This window comes from Roseovarius spongiae, from assembly GCF_003651245.1.
In the GTDB taxonomy this organism is placed as follows: Bacteria; Pseudomonadota; Alphaproteobacteria; order Rhodobacterales; family Rhodobacteraceae; genus Roseovarius; species Roseovarius spongiae.
Genome location: NZ_RAPE01000003.1, coordinates 116,873 through 133,646, shown reverse-complemented (window position 1 = coordinate 133,646; position 16,774 = coordinate 116,873). Strand labels below are relative to the sequence as shown.

Here is a 16,774-nt window from a genome sequence, read left to right as displayed (position 1 = left end):
TTCCGTGTTCAGTGTTTCGCTTTCAAAAGCACGTTGCACGCCAGTGTCTCGAGCGCGGCGCGCAGCCCCGCATCGCTGACCGGCGCCGCGCATTCCGCCGCGTGGGCGCGCGTCGCCGGATCGGGCGCAGCGGGGGCGGGTTCGGCGGGGCGGTGGGCAAAGCTCGCCTGTCCTTCGGCGAATCCGGTCGGCGCGGTCTGCGTCACCCGCACGCGCGAAATGGCGTTGTAGCCATAGACCGCGTTCACCTTTTCGCGCAACTGTTCCTTCTGCATCTCGAGCATCGGCGCCTGCGGGCCGGTGGTCAGCACCGTCAGCGTCGCGCCGAATCCGCCGTGCCCATAAGACACGTTGACCGGCCGGGCGATGGCGGCGATGGCGTCGCCGACGATCTCGGGCCAGTGGGTCAGAAGGCGAGACTGCGCGAACCCACGGCTTTCCGAGGCGCGCTTGATCCGCTCCTGAAGCAGCGTCGAGGTGCGTTTGAAGCCGCGTGTCGTGGTGTTGCGGGGTGGCATTGGTTGACCTCTTCCTTGCAAGGCGCATTCTAGGGCAATGAATCGGGCATGCCAGCCCCCAAAAACCGTGGACCATAAAGAATGCGTGAGGCCGCCGACACCGCCCGCCTCTCCGGCGCGCTGCTGGAGTGGTATGACCGACATGCGCGCGTGATGCCCTGGCGCGTCGCCCCGCGCGACGGGCGTTCGGGCCTGCGCGCCGACCCTTACGCCGTCTGGCTGTCCGAGGTGATGCTGCAACAGACCACCGTCGCCGCCGTGCGCCCCTATTTCGAGACGTTCACGCGCCGCTGGCCCACGGTGCGCGCCCTGGCCGCCGCCGAGGACGCGGAGGTGATGGGCGCATGGGCCGGCCTCGGCTACTATGCCCGCGCGCGCAACCTGCTGAAATGCGCGCGGGTTGTGACGGACGACCATGACGGGCGGTTCCCCGACAGCTACGCCGCGCTGCTGAAACTGCCCGGCGTCGGCCCCTATACCGCCGCCGCGATCGCGGCCATCGCCTTCGATCGGCCCGAGGTGGTGGTCGACGGCAACGTGGAGCGCGTGATGGCGCGCCTGCATGACATCCGCGCGCCGCTGCCCACGGCCAAGCCCGAGCTGACCGCGCTGGCGGCCAGGCTCACCCCGCGCAAGCGGCCGGGCGATTACGCGCAGGCGGTGATGGATCTCGGCGCGACGGTCTGCACCCCGCGCAGCCCGGCCTGCGGGATCTGCCCGTGGATGCAGGATTGCGCCGCTCGCGCCGCCGGGGCCGCCGCCGAGCTGCCCCGCAAGCTGCCGAAGAAGGCCAAGCCGGTGCGCCTTGGCATCGCCTATGTCGCGCAGCGCACGGACGGGGCGCTCCTGCTTGAGCGGCGCGCGGCGCGCGGACTGCTGGGCGGGATGCTCGGCTGGCCCGGGAGCGACTGGGCCGAGACAGCGCCCGATCCCGCCCCGCCGCTTGACGCGCAATGGGAGGAACTGGACGCGGAGGCGCGCCATACCTTCACCCATTTCCATCTGCGCCTGCGCATCCATATCGCCACCGCGCCCCCGGGTGCGACGCCTTCACGCGGGCAATTCGTCGAAAGAACGCGGTTCAGGCCCGCCGAATTGCCTACTGTGATGCGCAAGGTTTTCGATCTGGCGCATGGCAGGCTGGATGAAATACGATAGACCGCACGCCACCAACTGCCCGAGGACGCCAAGCCAGATGATCCCCGCCGCCACCGTCGCCCGGTTCCACAACGCCCTGCCGTTCTGGATGTCGTTGCTCCTTATTCCGCTGGCGGTGATCGGCGCGCTCCAGGGTGGCTGGACGGTGATCCTGCTGCCGCTCTTCACCTGGTATTTCTTCTCGATCCTCGACGCGTTCATTGGGCTCAACCTTGAGAATGCCGATCTTGAGGCGACCGAGGAAGATCTCAAATGGTATCGCGTCATCACCGCGATCTGGGCGCCGCTGCAATTCGTGCTGCTTTTCTGGATGATCTGGTATGTCCCGCAGGCCGCGCATCTGGGGGCGCTGGAAAAGGTCGTGCTTTTCTTCGGCGTGGGCGTCATCACCGGCACGGTGGGGATCAACTACAGCCACGAATTGATGCATCAGAAGAACAAGGCCGAGCGCTGGATGGGTGATATCCTCTTGGCGATGGTGCTTTATTCGCACTTCCGCTCGGAGCACCTGCTGGTGCACCACCGCCATGTCGGCACGCCGCGCGACCCGGTGACAGCGCGCTATAACGAGGGCTTCTTCCGCTTCTTCGCCCGGGTGCTGCCGGGATCGTGGAAATCCGCGTTCGAGGCCGAAAAGGCGATGCAGGCGCGCCGCGACCGCCCCTGGACCCATCCGAGCAATCCGTTCTTCCGCTACTGGGCCTTGCAGGGCGGGATGCTGCTGCTGGCGCTGGTCCTGGGCGGCTGGATCGGCCTGCTGCTCTTTGCCTGGCAGGCGTTCATCGCCGTGTGGCAGCTCGAACTGGTGAACTACGTGGAGCATTACGGGCTGACCCGCGCGCATCTGGGGGGCGGCAAGTACGAGCACGTCAAGCCGCAGCACAGCTGGAACGCCGCGCACAAGGCGAGCAACTGGCTGCTCATCAACCTGCAGCGCCATTCGGACCACCATTACAAGCCCGACCGGCGCTTTCCGCTGCTGCAAAACTACACCGAGGCCGAGGCGCCCCAGATGCCCTATGGCTATCCGATCATGACCATGGCGGCGATGGTCCCGCCGCTCTGGCGTCGCGTGATGAACCGCCGCGTTCGCCGCTGGCGCGAGATGTATTATCCCGAGATCACCGATTGGAAGCCCTACAACAAGGCGACCAACCCGCTGCCGAGATAAGGATACCGTTGGCCCGTCTAGTCTTTTCGATCCGGGTTCGAGATGAACGCGAAATAGGAACAGATCATCTGACGAGACGCGGTTTTGTCCGCAAGAATACCGACCACGTATAGCGGCGGCACACCGGCCCGCGACGCGGGCTCGCATCTTCTGTTACCGTTGGAGCTCAGGCAGAGCCGCTTTGCCTGAGCCTCGTAGAAACCACCGGCTGGAAAGCTCTTCCAGACCGGCTCCTCGAAGTCGATGGTCTGCATACCTGTACCGGCATGTCGGATGTAGCTGGCTTCGGCTTCACCTTCGGCTTCGAGTTCGAAGGTGATCTTGCGGCCTTCGATTTTCGCCTCGAGAAGCTCCCACTGGCCACGGATGGAATATTTGGCGTTCCGTTCGAAGATGACGTTATCGCAAATAGCGAGTTCCTTCCCGACGGGAAACACGACCAGCACTTCCCGGAACGGGGCTTTGACATTCCCCTGTAGCCATTTCGACAGGTGTTTGCCCTCCCAGACGCGATAGTTGGGCTCCTTCAGGGGCTTGTAAGTAAACTCGGCATGGGCTGGTGAAAGCAGGCACCAGGTAAGGATCAGTGCAATTACGCCAGGCCGCAATACTCGCATGACAATACTCCAACGTCTCAATGAACGATATTCAAAATACAGGTCCGAGAACTGTAGTGTAGTTTCCCGAACCTGGTCAGGCAATGCAAGCGTCTGACCGATGCGGCCTGCGAAGCGGTTTGAGCGAATTGCAGACGTTGACCCAGTAGCATCCACCCCCACGCATATTGCTGGTCCACGAAAAAAAGCCCCGCCATGAGCGGCGGGGCAGGTGAGCGCCCGCAGGCGGCTGGCCGCGGGCGCTGGCGGTGTTTCGTGTGCGTTTGTCTCAGTTCGGGCGTTCGGCCATCTCGGCGCGGATCTGCTGGCGCAGGATGTCGATAGGGACGCGCTTGCCGTCCTTCTTGTAGCACCAGTACGTCCAGCCGTTGCAGGAGGGCGCGCCCTCGCACGCCGCGCCGACCTGGTGGATGGAACCCTTCGCGTCGCTGCCGATGAGCGTGCCGTCGGCGCGCACCTTGGCCTTGTGCCGCCCGTTCATGGAGTAAAGCTCCTCGCCCGGGCGCAGCATCCCGCGTTCGACCAGCTGGCCGAAAGGCACGCGCGGCTCCGCGCGCTTGGACGCGCTGACCTCGAGCGCGGCCTTATCGAACTTGCGGACGTTTTTCAGCCGCTTCTCGGCGACGGCGCGGTAAGCCTCTTCTCGTTCGATTCCGATATAGTCGCGGCCCAGCATCTTGGCGACCGCGCCGGTGGTGCCGGTGCCGAAGAACGGGTCGAGCACCACGTCGCCGGGATTGGTGCTGCCCACCAGCACGCGATGCAGCAGGCTTTCGGGTTTCTGCGTGGGATGCGCCTTGTCGCCCTGATCGTCCTTGAGCCGCTCATGCCCTGTGCAGATCGGCAACACCCAGTCGCTGCGCATCTGGATGCCCTCGTTCAGGGCCTTCAGCGCCTCGTAGTTGAAGGTGTACTTGCCGCCCTCGTCGCGGCTGGCCCAGATCATCGTCTCATGCGCGTTGGTGAACCGCTTGCCGCGGAAATTCGGCATCGGGTTGGACTTGCGCCAGACCACGTCGTTGAGGATCCAGAAGCCCGCGTCCTGCAGCGCGGCGCCCACGCGAAAGATGTTGTGATAGCTGCCGATCACCCAGATCGCCCCGCCCGGTTTCAGCAGGCGGCGCGCGGCGGCGAGCCAGTCGCGCGTGAACCGGTCATAGGCGGCGAAGCTGTCGAAGCGGTCCCAGGCGTCGTCGACCGCGTCCACCTGGCTGTTGTCGGGGCGGTGCAGCTCGCCCTTCAATTGGAGGTTGTAGGGCGGATCGGCGAAGATCAGGTCCGCGGACGCCTCGGGCAGCCCGTTCATCACCTCGATGCAATCACCGGCAAGGATCGTGTTGAGGGGTAGCGCGGACGCGCCCCCGATCTGTGTCATCTTCGTCATTTTCTGCCTCTGTCCCCGGCGCATTGCGCGCTCTGGTCGTTGGAGACAAGGATGATTCAAACCTGATTCGACGTCAATTTCTTTTTTGAATCAAAAGGTTAGTTATTTATCTTGATACAAGATATTGTGCACCGGCTTGAACGAACGCCTATGGTGTGGGGTCACACCAAGATCTCGGAGCGCGTCCCGGTGGATTTTGCAGGGATACCCGACGTTGGTTTCCCAGCCATAGCCGGGCCAGTGTTGCGCCAAATCCCACATGACACGGTCCCGACATATTTTCGCCACGATCGAGGCCGCGGCGATGGACAGCGACAGCGCGTCGCCGCGCACGATCGTGCGCGCCGGGACCGTGAGGCCGGCCGGCGCCATGTTGCCGTCGATCAGCGCCATGTCGGGCGCGCGGGCCAGCCCCGCCACCGCGCGTTCCATCGCCAGATGCGAGGCGCGCAGGATGTTGAGCCGGTCGATCTCCTCGACGCTGGCGTGTCCGATGCTCACCTCGGCCACGGCGAGGATCGCGGCGTTGAGCGTGGCGCGGCGCGCAGGCGTCAGTTTCTTGGAATCGTTCAGCCCCTCGGGGAGCCGCGCGGGATCGAGGATCACCGCGGCGGCCGTCACCGGCCCGGCGAGCGGGCCACGCCCGACCTCGTCCACGCCGGCGACGATCCGCGCGCCGCCGGACATGACCGCATCTTCGTGAAAGAAATCTGGGCCGTTCATGGCGCCAGCATGAAGCACAGCCCGAACGCAAAGGGAAGGGCGCGATGGCCCTTCCCCTTCGGTTCCCGTCCGCTCAGTGCGCGTAGCGCGGACGGGCGTGGTAGCGGCGCTGATCGTCGCGATACCCCTGGCGATAGCCCTGCCGGTAGGCCCGGCGTTCCGCGCGGTGATGACGGCGTTCCGCGCGGTGATGACGGCGTTGGGCCTTGCGGTGCTGACGGTGCGCCTTGCGGTGCTGACGGACGGCTTTCCTGCGCTGCTGCTGGTAATGACCGTGCTGGTTGTAGCCGCGGCTCGACGCGTAGGGGTCGTGGCGGCGCTTGCTCTTGTTGCGGTCGTTGATGGCGGCGCCGATGATGGCGATGCCGGCGATGGCGGCCAGCGCGCGGGCGATGTCCTTGTCGCCTGCCTGCGCGGGCGCGGCAGTGAGGCCGGTCACGGCGAGCGAGGCGGCCATGATGAGGGCGATGAAGCTGCGGGACATGAGGCAATTCCTTTCGGGTTGATGTGAAACGTACCACCCGGTCGGGCGGAGACGATGGGAAAAGGCTGACCCCGGCCCGCGAAACAGGCAATAACGGCGCGCCGTTATCCGATAACATGCGCAGTCCGGCCGCGCGGGCGCCCGGGGATATTGAATAGCCGCGCGGGCTCGGTCATGTTGCCGGCATGAAACAGCGCATCCTGATCCTTGCCGTCGCGGCGCTCGTGTCGCTCGCGGCGGGGACGGCCCACGCCGCCTGCACCGCCGAGTACAAGGCCAAGCGCGACAGGCCGTTCAAGCTCATCTACAACGTGGCGGCGATCGAGGCCCCCTGCACCCGCGCCTCGGCCCGCGCGCAGCTCAGCGCGCGACTTTCCGCGCGGGGGCTGACGCTGCTCAAGGTGCTATCGGTGTCGAAACAGTGACCGGAGGCCGCGTTTGAACGATGTGACCCATTCCGTGGCCGACAGCCGCCGCTCGGGCAGCCGGGTGGTGGCGCTGGGCGTGGCCGCGATCGTGGGCATCCTCGTGCTGGCCGCCGTGTTCCTGTTCCTGTCGCTGCCGGACGCCGGCGCCTTCAACGCGCGGGTCGAGCGGATCTTCGTCGAGCACGACGCGCTGACCAGCGACGCGGAGATCAAGCTGCTGGAGATCCTCGCCCTGTCCGGCACCGCGTTTTCGGAGACGCTGGTGAGCTACCGGATGGTGATCTTCGTCCTGCTGGTCTTCGCCACCGCGCTGCTGATCGCGGCCCTGGTGTTCCTGGTGATGCTGATCACCCTCAACCGCCGCATGGCCCAGATCGAGCGGTCGGGGATACAGGTCAGTTCGCTGCTCATCAGCCGGGCGGAGAAATCCGTCTATCTCAACAACATGGGGTTCAAGCTGACCGATGCGGCGATGGAGACGCTTTCGGTCCTGGCCGAGGCGCGGATGGATGGCGACATCCTGAGCGGAGCCGAGATCGAGGGTATGATATCGGGGCGAAACGCCGCCGATTGCGACGAGGCGGCCGGCGCCACCCGCATCAAGCGCCTGCGCGACACGCTGGGCAACCAGATGGTGAGCGAACTGCTGGTCCGCAACATCGCGCGCAAGGGCTATGTGCTGGCCATCGACAAGGATGTGATTCGCGTGATCTGAACGTCGCGCCGAAAGGGTCTTCATGCCTTCGGCGAGGATATTTTCTGCAAGAAGAAGCATGGGGCGCGCCGCGGCTTTCCGAGCGCGCGCTTATGCGCTAAGCGCGGGCCATGCCACGTTATGCGCTCAAGGTCGAATATCACGGCGCGCCCTTCGCCGGGTGGCAGCGCCAGCGCGACCAACCGTCGGTGCAGGGCGCCATCGAGGCGGCGCTGGCGCGGCTCGAACCGGGGGCGCATACGATCGCGGCGGCCGGGCGCACGGATGCCGGCGTGCATGCGCTGGCGCAGGTGGCCCATTGCGACCTTGCGCGGGACTGGACGCCGTTCCGTCTGATGGAGGCGCTGAACCATCATCTGAAGCCGGCGCCGGTCGCCATCGTCGATTGCGCCGTGGTGGATGGCGACTGGAATGCGCGATTCTCGGCGCGCGAGCGGCGGTATCTCTTTCGTCTGCTTGCGCGCAGGGCGCCGGCGACGCACCAGGCGGGCCTGGTCTGGCAGGTGCGCCATTCGCTCGACGTGGAGCGGATGCGCGCGGGCGCGGCGCACCTGGTCGGGCATCACGACTTCACCACCTTCCGCTCATCCATCTGCCAGGCGGCCAGTCCGGTGAAGACGCTCGACGCGATCGAGATCGCGACCGTCGAGACCGGCTGGGGGCCCGAGATCGCCTTTCGCCTGCGGGCGCGGTCGTTCCTGCACAACCAGGTGCGCAGCATCGTCGGCACGCTTGAACGGGTGGGCAGCGGCGCATGGGAGCCTGCGCGCGTGCGCGAGGCGCTCGAGGCGCGGGACCGCGCTGCATGCGGTCCGGTCTGCCCGCCCGAGGGGCTGTACCTGGCCGGCGTGGACTACGGACGCGACCCGTTCGCGTGAGGTCCGGCGCGGGCGATGCGGCCGCGGCGAGGATATTGGCGGGAAAGCTGGTGCTGTGAGGGAGGATTGAACTCCCGACCTCACCCTTACCAAGGGTGCGCTCTACCACTGAGCTACCACAGCCTGCGTCGCGGGGATTAGACGGTTCCGCGCTTTGGCGCAACCCTAATCTGGACCCCCGCGGACGCCTCATGTAGAGATGCGCAATGACCCGCGACACCCCTCCGAAAAAGCCCGCCAAGACGGGCGAGACGCGCGAAGACCGGCTCAAGGCGGCGCTCAAGGCCAACCTGGCCCGGCGCAAGGCACAGGGGCGCAAGCGGGGCGCCAGGGGCGCGGATGACGGGCAGAGCGAAGGATAGGCGGCATGGATTCGATTTTGGTGACGGGCAACGGCCCGCTGAGCGGGACGATCCCGATCGCGGGGGCCAAGAACGCCTGCCTGACGCTGATGCCCGCGACGCTGCTCAGCGACGAACCGCTGACTCTGACCAACGCGCCGCGCCTCAGCGACATCCGCACCATGTCCGAACTCCTAGCGTCATTGGGGGCCGAGGTGACGTCGATGCAGGGCGGCAAGGTGCTGGCGATGTCGTGTCACGGCGACATCAACACGCGCGCCGATTACGACATCGTGCGCAAGATGCGCGCGTCCAACCTCGTCCTCGGCCCGCTACTCGCGCGCGAGGGGCATGCGGAGGTGTCGCTGCCCGGCGGTTGCGCGATCGGCGCGCGCCCGATGGATATCCATACGGATGGCCTCGCGCGGATGGGCGCCGAGATCGAGCTGCGCGACGGCTACCTGCATGCGCGCGCGGCCGGCGGCAAGCTGAAGGGGGCGGTGATCGATTTTCCCTTCGCCTCCGTGGGCGCGACCGAGAATATCATGATGGCCGCGACGTTGGCCCGCGGCTCCACGGTGATCAACAACGCCGCGCGCGAACCCGAGATCGTCGATCTGGCCACCTGTCTGCGCAAGATGGGCGCAAGGATCGAGGGCGACGGGACCGGCACGATCACGATCGAAGGGGTCGAAAGCCTGCACGGTGCGACCCATCCGGTCGTCGCGGACCGGATCGAGCTTGGCACCTACATGCTGGCCCCCGCGATCTGCGGTGGCGAGGTGGAGTGCCTCGGCGGGCGGATCGACCTTGTCCGCGCCTTCTGCGAAAAGCTCGACGCGGCCGGTATCGGCGTCGAGGAGACCAAGACCGGCCTCAAGGTCGCGCGCCGCAACGGGCGCATCCACGCGGTCGACGTCGCGACCGAGCCGTTCCCGGGCTTCCCGACCGACCTTCAGGCGCAGTTCATGGCGCTGATGTGCACCGCCGACGGGACTTCCGTGCTTGAGGAGACAATCTTTGAAAACCGTTTCATGCACGCGCCCGAACTGATGCGCATGGGTGCGGAAATTGAGGTGCATGGCGGGACCGCGACCGTGACCGGGGTCGAGCGGCTCAGGGGCGCGCCGGTGATGGCGACCGATCTGCGCGCCTCCGTGTCGCTGATCCTCGCCGGGCTCGCGGCGGAGGGCGAAACGGTGGTCAGCCGGGTCTATCATCTTGACCGCGGTTATGAACACGTGGTCCGCAAGCTGAGCGATGTGGGCGCGAAGATCGAGAGGATCAAGGGAAAATGACGCGAACAGACGCCAGTTTCGAGGATGGCCGCGAGGGGCCGCTGAACCTCGGGGCGCTCGACCCGGAGGATCTGGGCGTGCTGTCGAGCCTCGCGCAGGACGCGGTGTTTCCGATCACGGAAATGACCTGGCGCGCGGGCGAGCGGCGCTTCGCGCTGCTGATCAACCGGTTCCGCTGGGAGGACGCCGGGCAGGAGCGCCACGGGGCCGAGCGGGTGCGCGCGCTGCTGGTCGTCGACAACGTGCTGCGCGTGGCGAGCCAAGGAATCGACCGGCGCGATCCCGATCTCGTGCTGTCGCTCCTGTCGGTCACGTTCGAGCCGGGCGAAGAGGGCAGCGGCCATGTTCTGCTGACGCTCGCGGGGGATGGCGCGATCCGCCTTGAGGTGGAGGCTTTGGAGGTCACGTTGAAGGACGTGACGCGTCCCTATCGCGCGCCCTCGGGCAAGACGCCGAAGCATTCCGACTGACGTCGCCGCCGCGTCGCCATTCGCCACGGAACAGGACCGCCACATGCCCCGCTTTCTCGACCATGCCAGCCCCGATTTTGAAGCCGCGTTCGCCGCGCTTCTTGCCGCCAAGCGCGAGGATAGCCCCGACGTCGACGCGACCGTCGCCGCCATCATCGCGGATGTGCGCGCGCGCGGCGACGCGGCGCTGATCGAACTGACCGCGCGCTTCGACCGGGTGACGCTGACGCTGCAGACATTGCGCCTGCGCCCCGAAGAGGTTGCGCAAGCGGCCGATGAGGTGCCCGATCGGGTTCGCGAGGCTCTGGAACTGGCCGCGGCGCGCATCCGCGCCTATCACGCGCGCCAGATCCCCGACGACGCAGAGTGGACCGATGACGCGGGCGCGACGCTCGGCTGGCGCTGGACGCCGGTGGGCGCGGCGGGGCTTTACGTCCCCGGCGGGCTGGCGACCTATCCCTCGTCGGTGCTGATGAACGCGATCCCGGCGAAGGTCGCCGGGGTGGAGCGACTGGCGATGGTCGTGCCGACGCCGGACGGCGCGCTCAACCCTGCCGTTCTGGCGGCGGCGCGGATCGCGGGCGTGGACGAAATCTACCGCATCGGCGGCGCGCAAGCGGTGGCGGCGCTGGCCTTTGGCACCGACACGATCGCGCCGGTGGACAAGATCACCGGGCCGGGCAACGCTTATGTCGCGGCGGCCAAGCGCCGGGTGTTCGGCAAGGTCGGGATCGACATGATCGCCGGGCCATCGGAAATCCTGGTGATCGCGGATTCGGACAACGATCCCGACTGGATCGCGCTCGACATGCTGAGCCAGGCGGAACATGACGAAAGCGCGCAGGCGATCCTTGTCACCGACGACGCGCAGTTCGGCCGCGCCGTGGCCCGCGCCATCGAGGCGCGGCTGGAAACGCTCGACCGGCGGGCCATCGCCGGGGCGAGCTGGCGTGATTTCGGCGCGATCATCACCGTGCCGGACCTAGCTGTCGCGGCCCAACTGTCGAATCGCGTCGCGCCCGAGCACCTCGAGATCTGCGTGGCCGACGCGGAGGCGGTCGCCGCGCGGATCACCCATGCCGGCGCGATCTTTCTCGGGCAGTGGACGCCCGAGGCGATCGGCGATTATGTCGGCGGGCCGAACCACGTGCTGCCCACGGCGCGCTCGGCGCGGTTTTCGTCGGGGCTTTCGGTGCTCGACTTCATGAAGCGCACGACGATCGCGCGGATGACGCCCGCCGCGCTGCGCGTCATCGGCCCTGCCGCGGAGACATTGGCCAACTCCGAGAGCCTGGGCGCGCATGGCTTGTCGGTGCGCGCGCGGCTCGACCGGCTGAACGACTGACGGGGGCCAAGTCCATTGCAATGGTCTTGGCGAAACTCCTGGCGAAGAGCTTGGCGCGCCCGCCACTGGCGCGAATATGAAACAGCCGGCGCGGGCGCGCTGATGCCGATTGACACCGGCGCGCAAAATCCTGACTGATATCGCCCGACGCCGCTACCCAAGGAAGGCCCGACCATGAGCCGCATCAGCCATATCGCGCTTGACGACGCGAACCTGCCGCCGCCCACGCCCGAGATCGAGCAGGAGCGCAAGGTGGCGATGTTTGACCTGATGGAGGAAAACACCTTCGACCTGCCCAAGCGGGACGACCGGCAGGTGCCTGACGGCCCCTACCGGGTGGGCCTGTCGATCCGCGAGAAGCGGCTGGTCTTCGCGGTCGCGACCGAAAGCGACGATCCGGCGGCCGAGTTTCACCTGTCGCTCAGCCCGTTCCGGCAGGTGGTCAAGGATTACTGGGCGATCTGCGAGAGCTACTTCGACGCCGTGAAGAACATGCCGCCCAGCCAGATCGAGACCATCGACATGGCTCGTCGCGGCATCCACAACGAAGGCGCGCGCATCCTCGAGGAGCGGCTTCAGGGCAAGGCGGTGATCGACACCGACACCGCGCGCCGCCTCTTCACCCTTGTCTGCGTGCTGCATTTCGGTACCTGACGGAATGGTGGCCGAGCTTCCGCAATCCGTCCTGTTCTGCTGCGATTACAACGCGGTGCGCTCGCCGATGGCGGAAGGCATCATGAAGAAGCTGTACGGCGCGGGCACCTATGTGCAGTCCGCCGGCGTCAAGAGCGACCAGGAGATCGACGGATTTTCCATCGCCGTCTGCGAAGAGGTCGGCGTGGAACTGTCCCGCCACCGGGTGCGCAGTTTCGACGAGATGGCCGAATGGGGCGACGACCTTGGGTCCTTCGACCTCGTGGTCGCGCTCAGCCCGGCGAGCCAGCGCCGCGCGCTGGAACTGACGAGGGTCTATCACCTCGAAGTGGCCTATTGGCCGATCATGGACCCGACCGGCCTGGGCGAAACCCGGGCCGCCAAGCTTGACGCCTATCGCCAGTCGCGCGACCAGATCCGCGCCCACATGATCGAACGCTGGGGAGAGCCTGAAGGAGAGCCTGAATGACCGACACCGTGAAACGCTATTTCGACGCCTTCAACGCCGGCGATACCGCCGGGATGCTCGATTGCCTGTCCGACGACGTGGCCCATCACGTCAACCAGGGCGGTGTGCGCCGCGGCAAGGCGGCGTTCGAGGAATTCTGCGCCCACATGAGCCGCTGCTACCGCGAGGAGCTGACCGACATGGTGCTGTTCGAGGCCGAGGGCGGAACCCGCGCGGCGGCCGAGTTCACCGTGAACGGCACATATCTGCAAAGCGACGAGGGGCTTCCCGAAGCGCGCGGCCAGGAATACCGGCTGCCCGCCGGGTCGTTCTTCTCGCTGAAGGACGGCAGGATCACCCGCATCGTGACCTATTACAACCTCGAGGACTGGATGGCGCAGGTCTCGTGACGGAGATACGCGTTCTGCGCGGCGCCGATCTCGAGGCGGCGCTCGACGACGTGGCGTTGCTGCGGATCGCCGTGTTCCGCGCCTATCCCTATCTCTACGACGGCGACGCCGCTTATGAGCGGGAGTATTTGCAGGCCTATCGCGACAGCGACGAGGCCATCCTCGTCGGCGCCTTCGATGGCCCGCGCCTTGTCGGGGCGGCGACCGGTGCTCCGATGGAGGACCACGCGGATGATTTCGCCCGCGCCTTCGCGGGGCAGGGGATCACGCTTGGCGAGGTGTTCTACTGCGCCGAATCGGTGCTGCTGCCCGCCTACCGGAGGCGGGGGCTGGGGCATGCGTTTTTCGATGCGCGCGAGGCCCATGCGCGCGCGCTGGGGCGGCGCTACTCGGCCTTCTGCGCAGTGGAGCGCCCCGGGGATCACCCGGCCCGCCCCGAGGGTTACGCCCCGCTCGACCCGTTCTGGCGCAAGCGCGGCTACGCCCCGCTGCCCGGGGCGGTGGCGCATTTCGCGTGGAAGGAGGTCGGGCAGAGCGCCGAAAGCGATCACGCCCTCCAGTTCTGGATCCGCGCGCTCGGGGACGACGCGGAGGGCTGAGCGCCCCGCCCGCGGAGTTGCGCGCGCCGCAAGGTTGGCATTAGGTGTTTTCGCCAAGAAAGGGTCCGGGTGGCGCGAAAGCCACTTCTGCGCCCCGATATCGTCGCGGGGGCGCCATCTGCGCAGTCGATGCTGGCCTTCCCCGTCGCACCAGTGCCATGACCGCCCCGCCGGGGGGCGACAGACAGGAAATTACCGATGATCCGCATTCTCGCGCTGGCGCTGTGCGCCGTCTTGACATTCACCGGTTCCGCCGCGACCGCCGAGCGGGTGCGTTTGGGCTATGGTCGGCTGGTGACCAACGACCTCCTGGGCGACGGGGCCGACCGATGGCGCAGCGGTTCGGTCGCATCGAGCCGGGTCTGGGGGCCGGGCTGGACCGGCGGTTTGCCCTCGGGGTTCGGCGAATTGCTGGAACTGCGCCTGGGGGCCGAGGCGATCGCGCCGGAAGACCTCGCACGGCCCGGGGCGACGGACCGTCCCTATGCCGGGCTGCTGACGGTCGGCCTGCATACGCATTTCGACCTGGGCGGAGCGGAAATGTCGCTCGGGGGTGATCTGGTCTTTACCGGGCCGCAGACCGGGATCGACGACTTCCAGGACTTTTTCCACGACGCGCTGGGCGGTCAGAACCTGTCATCCGCCACCCGGCGAGCGCAGATCGGGGACGATATCCACCCGACCGCCGTTCTTGAGCTGGGCCGCACCTACACCATCGGGCAGACGGGGCGGCTGCGTCCCTTCGTCGAGGCGCGCGCGGGGATCGAGACGCTCGCGCGGGTCGGGGCCGACCTGACGTTCGGCCCGGTCGGGCGGGGGGAGTTGCTGTTGCGCGACCCTGTGTCGGGCCATCGCTATCGCGCGATCACCAACCATGAGACCGGGTTCGCATGGGTGGTAGGCGGCGACATCGCCCATGTCGAGAGCAGTGCGTTGCTTCCCGCCAGTCGGGGCTTCGCCCTTGCCGATACCCGCAATCGCCTGCGCGCGGGGCTGCACTGGAGCGGACAGGGCGGGCATCGCGCGTTCTACGGGCTGACCTGGCTTGACCGCGAATTCAAGGGGCAGCGCGAACGCCAGGTGATCGGGTCACTGCGGATACATGTGGATTTTTGAACACAGCGCCCTGGCGGTATCTTTCCAGAGCGATTCGTTTTTGCTAGGCTCCACATAATAAAAAGAACAAGAGGCAGGCAGAGCAGGTATGGGAACGGGCTTTCGGGGCACGTTCGTCATCTCCTGGTCGCAAACGGAAGTGGACGGTTTTCAAACCGGCGCGAAACGGTCGATCTCGGTCGGGGCCACCTGGTCCTGGCGCGGAGAAGCCGTGCGCGTGGACGGGCCGAGCGAGCTTTTGCGGCTGGAGCAGACGGACGGGGACAGGATTAACCGCAAGAGCGCGGCGCGGATGGTCAGACGCCTGGTGGGCGCGGCCATGAGCGGGGCGCGCGATATCGATGATGTCGACATGGACGAACCGCTCGCCGACAGCAGCTTTGTCGTGACCGATGGCGCGCAGAGCCACACCGTCACGGTGATCGAGACCGGGCGCGATACGCCGCCGCTCCTCATGTTCACCGACGGGTTCCCGCCCAGGAACACCGAAATGTGGGTCGTGCATCACACGCTCGAAGGGCCGCAGCGCGCCTCGACCGGGCCGGGTGCGGGCGGGGTGATCTGTTTCACCCCCGGCACGCGGATCGAGACCCCCGAAGGCCCGCGCCTGGTCGAGGAGTTGCGCGAGGGCGACCGGGTGATGACCAAGGACAACGGCGCGGAAGAGATCCAGTGGATCGGCAGCCGCCGCATGACCGGCGCGCGCCTCTTCGCCATGCCGAAGTTGCGCCCGATCCGCATCCGCGCGCACGCGCTGGGCTCGGACCGCCCGGACGAGGAACTGCTGGTTTCGCCCGAACACCGGATGCTGGTGCAGGGCGATGTCGCCCGCGCGCTCTTCAACACGCCCGAGGTGCTGGTTTCGGCCAAGGACCTGGTCGACGGCGGGAATGTGCGCGTCGATCTCGCGGTGCGCGAGGTGACCTATATCCACCTGCTCCTGCCGCGCCACCAGATCCTCTGGGCCAACGGGGTGGAAACCGAAAGCTTCCACCCCGCAAGCGCGGCGCTGTCGGCCTTGCAGGACGAGGACCGCCTGCGGCTGCTGGCGCGTCACCCCGCGCTCGAGCATGAGCCGGACAGCTATGGCGGCTTCGCCCGACGCAGCCTGAGCGGCCCCGAGGCGGCGATCCTCGCGCACGAGGCGGCCTGACCCCCCGGCCAAGGTCTTTCTTCTTGCCGGAAATATCCCCGCCGGAGGCATGAAGACTCTTTGGGCGCGTCGGTGGTTGACACGGCGCGCCGCCCGCGTATAAGCGCGCTTCATTGGTGTTGGCGGCCCCCGCAAGGGGATGCCTGTCGGGAGAAATCCAGAGGACAACGCCCTTCACTGCCGCGAGGACGCCCGCACGGGCGGAGGAGCGGCCACATCCGAAGGAGATCAGCCGTGACCAAACGCACGTCTGCCAAGTACAAGATCGACCGCCGCATGGGCGAAAACATCTGGGGCCGCCCGAAATCCCCGGTCAACCGCCGCGAATACGGGCCCGGCCAGCACGGCCAGCGCCGCAAGGCCAAGATTTCGGACTTCGGCCTGCAGCTGCGCGCCAAGCAGAAGCTCAAGGGCTACTACGGCGACCTCACCGAAAAACAATTCAAGCGCATCTATTCCGAAGCCGCGCGCGTCAGCGGCGACACCGGCGAGAACCTGATCGGCCTGCTCGAGCGCCGGCTCGACGCGGTGGTCTACCGCGCGAAATTCGTGCCCACCATGTTCGCCGCGCGCCAGTTCGTGAACCACGGCCACGTGAAGGTGAACGGCAAGCGCGTCAACATCCCCTCCTACCGCGTGAGCGAGGGCGACGTGATCGAGGTGCGCGACCGCTCCAAGCAGCTGGCGGTGCTGCTCGAGGCGACCCAACTCGCCGAGCGCGACGTGCCCGACTACATCGACGCCGATCATTCCAAGATGACCGCGACCTTCGTGCGCACGCCGAGCCTCGGCGACGTGCCCTACGCGGTGATGATGGAACCGAACCTCGTCATCGAATTCTACGCGCAGAACTAGGGTCCGCCC

General features: G+C 66.9%; 21 protein-coding genes and 1 tRNA gene. 16 read left to right on the top strand and 6 right to left on the bottom strand.

Annotation, left to right across the window (positions count from 1 at the left end; all coding sequences use genetic code 11):
* Window positions 1–8: 8 nt before the first annotated feature.
* Window positions 9–518: a DUF721 domain-containing protein gene (locus D6850_RS11915; protein WP_121167201.1), complete on the bottom strand. Its 510-nt coding sequence runs from the start codon at window positions 516–518 to the stop codon at window positions 9–11.
* 81 nt (window positions 519–599) lie between these two features.
* Here D6850_RS11915 and mutY point away from each other — a divergent pair, with 81 nt between their 5' ends.
* Window positions 600–1,676, top strand: coding sequence for an A/G-specific adenine glycosylase (mutY, locus tag D6850_RS11910; RefSeq protein ID WP_121167198.1), 1,077 nt, complete (start codon window positions 600–602; stop codon window positions 1,674–1,676).
* Window positions 1,677–1,713: 37 nt separating this feature from the next.
* Complete coding sequence (locus tag D6850_RS11905; RefSeq protein ID WP_121167196.1) at window positions 1,714–2,847, top strand: alkane 1-monooxygenase; 1,134 nt, start codon at window positions 1,714–1,716, stop codon at window positions 2,845–2,847.
* 17 nt (window positions 2,848–2,864) lie between these two features.
* Here D6850_RS11905 and D6850_RS11900 read toward each other — a convergent pair whose 3' ends face one another.
* The 4 genes from D6850_RS11900 to D6850_RS11885 all read right to left on the bottom strand — a co-directional run bounded on the left by D6850_RS11900 (window position 2,865) and on the right by D6850_RS11885 (window position 6,055).
* The gene (locus tag D6850_RS11900) at window positions 2,865–3,464 is read right to left on the bottom strand and encodes a hypothetical protein (RefSeq protein WP_121167194.1); all 600 of its coding nucleotides are present in this window, start codon (window positions 3,462–3,464) and stop codon (window positions 2,865–2,867) included.
* A 268-nt stretch (window positions 3,465–3,732) separates the two neighbouring features.
* A complete protein-coding gene (locus D6850_RS11895; protein ID WP_121167192.1) occupies window positions 3,733–4,848 on the bottom strand; it encodes a site-specific DNA-methyltransferase in 1,116 nt (371 codons plus the stop codon).
* 102 nt (window positions 4,849–4,950) lie between these two features.
* Window positions 4,951–5,571, bottom strand: a complete 621-nt coding sequence (locus D6850_RS11890) for a ribonuclease HII (RefSeq protein WP_121167190.1) — start codon at window positions 5,569–5,571, stop codon at window positions 4,951–4,953.
* 73 nt (window positions 5,572–5,644) lie between these two features.
* Window positions 5,645–6,055, bottom strand: coding sequence for a hypothetical protein (locus D6850_RS11885; RefSeq protein ID WP_121167188.1), 411 nt, complete (start codon window positions 6,053–6,055; stop codon window positions 5,645–5,647).
* 185 nt (window positions 6,056–6,240) lie between these two features.
* Here D6850_RS11885 and D6850_RS11880 point away from each other — a divergent pair, with 185 nt between their 5' ends.
* The 3 genes from D6850_RS11880 (at window position 6,241) to truA (ending at window position 8,076) form a co-directional block, all read left to right on the top strand.
* The gene (locus D6850_RS11880) at window positions 6,241–6,480 is read left to right on the top strand and encodes a hypothetical protein (RefSeq protein WP_121167186.1); all 240 of its coding nucleotides are present in this window, start codon (window positions 6,241–6,243) and stop codon (window positions 6,478–6,480) included.
* A 13-nt stretch (window positions 6,481–6,493) separates the two neighbouring features.
* Complete coding sequence (locus D6850_RS11875) at window positions 6,494–7,198, top strand: hypothetical protein (protein ID WP_121167184.1); 705 nt, start codon at window positions 6,494–6,496, stop codon at window positions 7,196–7,198.
* Between the two features lie 110 nt (window positions 7,199–7,308).
* Complete coding sequence (gene truA / locus D6850_RS11870; RefSeq protein WP_121167182.1) at window positions 7,309–8,076, top strand: tRNA pseudouridine(38-40) synthase TruA; 768 nt, start codon at window positions 7,309–7,311, stop codon at window positions 8,074–8,076.
* Between the two features lie 48 nt (window positions 8,077–8,124).
* Here truA and D6850_RS11865 read toward each other — a convergent pair.
* Window positions 8,125–8,199: transfer RNA gene (locus D6850_RS11865), tRNA-Thr, on the bottom strand.
* An 83-nt stretch (window positions 8,200–8,282) separates the two neighbouring features.
* Between D6850_RS11865 and D6850_RS19510 the strand changes: the two genes are divergently transcribed.
* From D6850_RS19510 to rpsD, 11 genes are all read left to right on the top strand, one after another.
* Window positions 8,283–8,438: a hypothetical protein gene (locus D6850_RS19510; RefSeq protein ID WP_166434059.1), complete on the top strand. Its 156-nt coding sequence runs from the start codon at window positions 8,283–8,285 to the stop codon at window positions 8,436–8,438.
* A gap of 5 nt (window positions 8,439–8,443) precedes the next feature.
* Window positions 8,444–9,715 carry a UDP-N-acetylglucosamine 1-carboxyvinyltransferase gene (murA, locus tag D6850_RS11860; RefSeq protein WP_121167180.1) on the top strand — a complete coding sequence of 424 codons (1,272 nt, stop codon included), beginning with the start codon at window positions 8,444–8,446 and terminating at the stop codon, window positions 9,713–9,715.
* Complete coding sequence (locus tag D6850_RS11855) at window positions 9,712–10,185, top strand: DUF2948 family protein (RefSeq protein WP_121167178.1); 474 nt, start codon at window positions 9,712–9,714, stop codon at window positions 10,183–10,185. Before murA ends, D6850_RS11855 begins: the two co-directional genes overlap by 4 nt.
* A gap of 43 nt (window positions 10,186–10,228) precedes the next feature.
* Window positions 10,229–11,530, top strand: coding sequence for a histidinol dehydrogenase (gene hisD / locus D6850_RS11850; protein WP_121167176.1), 1,302 nt, complete (start codon window positions 10,229–10,231; stop codon window positions 11,528–11,530).
* A 174-nt stretch (window positions 11,531–11,704) separates the two neighbouring features.
* Complete coding sequence (locus tag D6850_RS11845; protein ID WP_121167174.1) at window positions 11,705–12,184, top strand: UPF0262 family protein; 480 nt, start codon at window positions 11,705–11,707, stop codon at window positions 12,182–12,184.
* Between the two features lie 4 nt (window positions 12,185–12,188).
* Window positions 12,189–12,653, top strand: a complete 465-nt coding sequence (locus tag D6850_RS11840) for an arsenate-mycothiol transferase ArsC (RefSeq protein ID WP_206019254.1) — start codon at window positions 12,189–12,191, stop codon at window positions 12,651–12,653.
* Window positions 12,650–13,042, top strand: a complete 393-nt coding sequence (locus tag D6850_RS11835) for a ketosteroid isomerase-related protein (protein WP_121167172.1) — start codon at window positions 12,650–12,652, stop codon at window positions 13,040–13,042. The genes D6850_RS11840 and D6850_RS11835 overlap by 4 nt, the downstream gene beginning before the upstream one ends.
* A complete protein-coding gene (locus D6850_RS11830) occupies window positions 13,039–13,641 on the top strand; it encodes a GNAT family N-acetyltransferase (protein WP_206019252.1) in 603 nt (200 codons plus the stop codon). The genes D6850_RS11835 and D6850_RS11830 overlap by 4 nt, the downstream gene beginning before the upstream one ends.
* 198 nt (window positions 13,642–13,839) lie before the next feature.
* Window positions 13,840–14,757 (top strand): lipid A-modifier LpxR family protein, encoded by a 918-nt coding sequence (locus tag D6850_RS11825; RefSeq protein ID WP_121167170.1) that lies wholly within the window; start codon window positions 13,840–13,842, stop codon window positions 14,755–14,757.
* An 88-nt stretch (window positions 14,758–14,845) separates the two neighbouring features.
* Window positions 14,846–15,910 carry a Hint domain-containing protein gene (locus D6850_RS11820; protein WP_121167168.1) on the top strand — a complete coding sequence of 355 codons (1,065 nt, stop codon included), beginning with the start codon at window positions 14,846–14,848 and terminating at the stop codon, window positions 15,908–15,910.
* Between the two features lie 234 nt (window positions 15,911–16,144).
* Entirely contained in the window at window positions 16,145–16,765 is a 621-nt protein-coding gene (gene rpsD / locus D6850_RS11815) for a 30S ribosomal protein S4 (protein WP_121167166.1), read from the top strand.
* Window positions 16,766–16,774 lie beyond the last annotated feature (9 nt).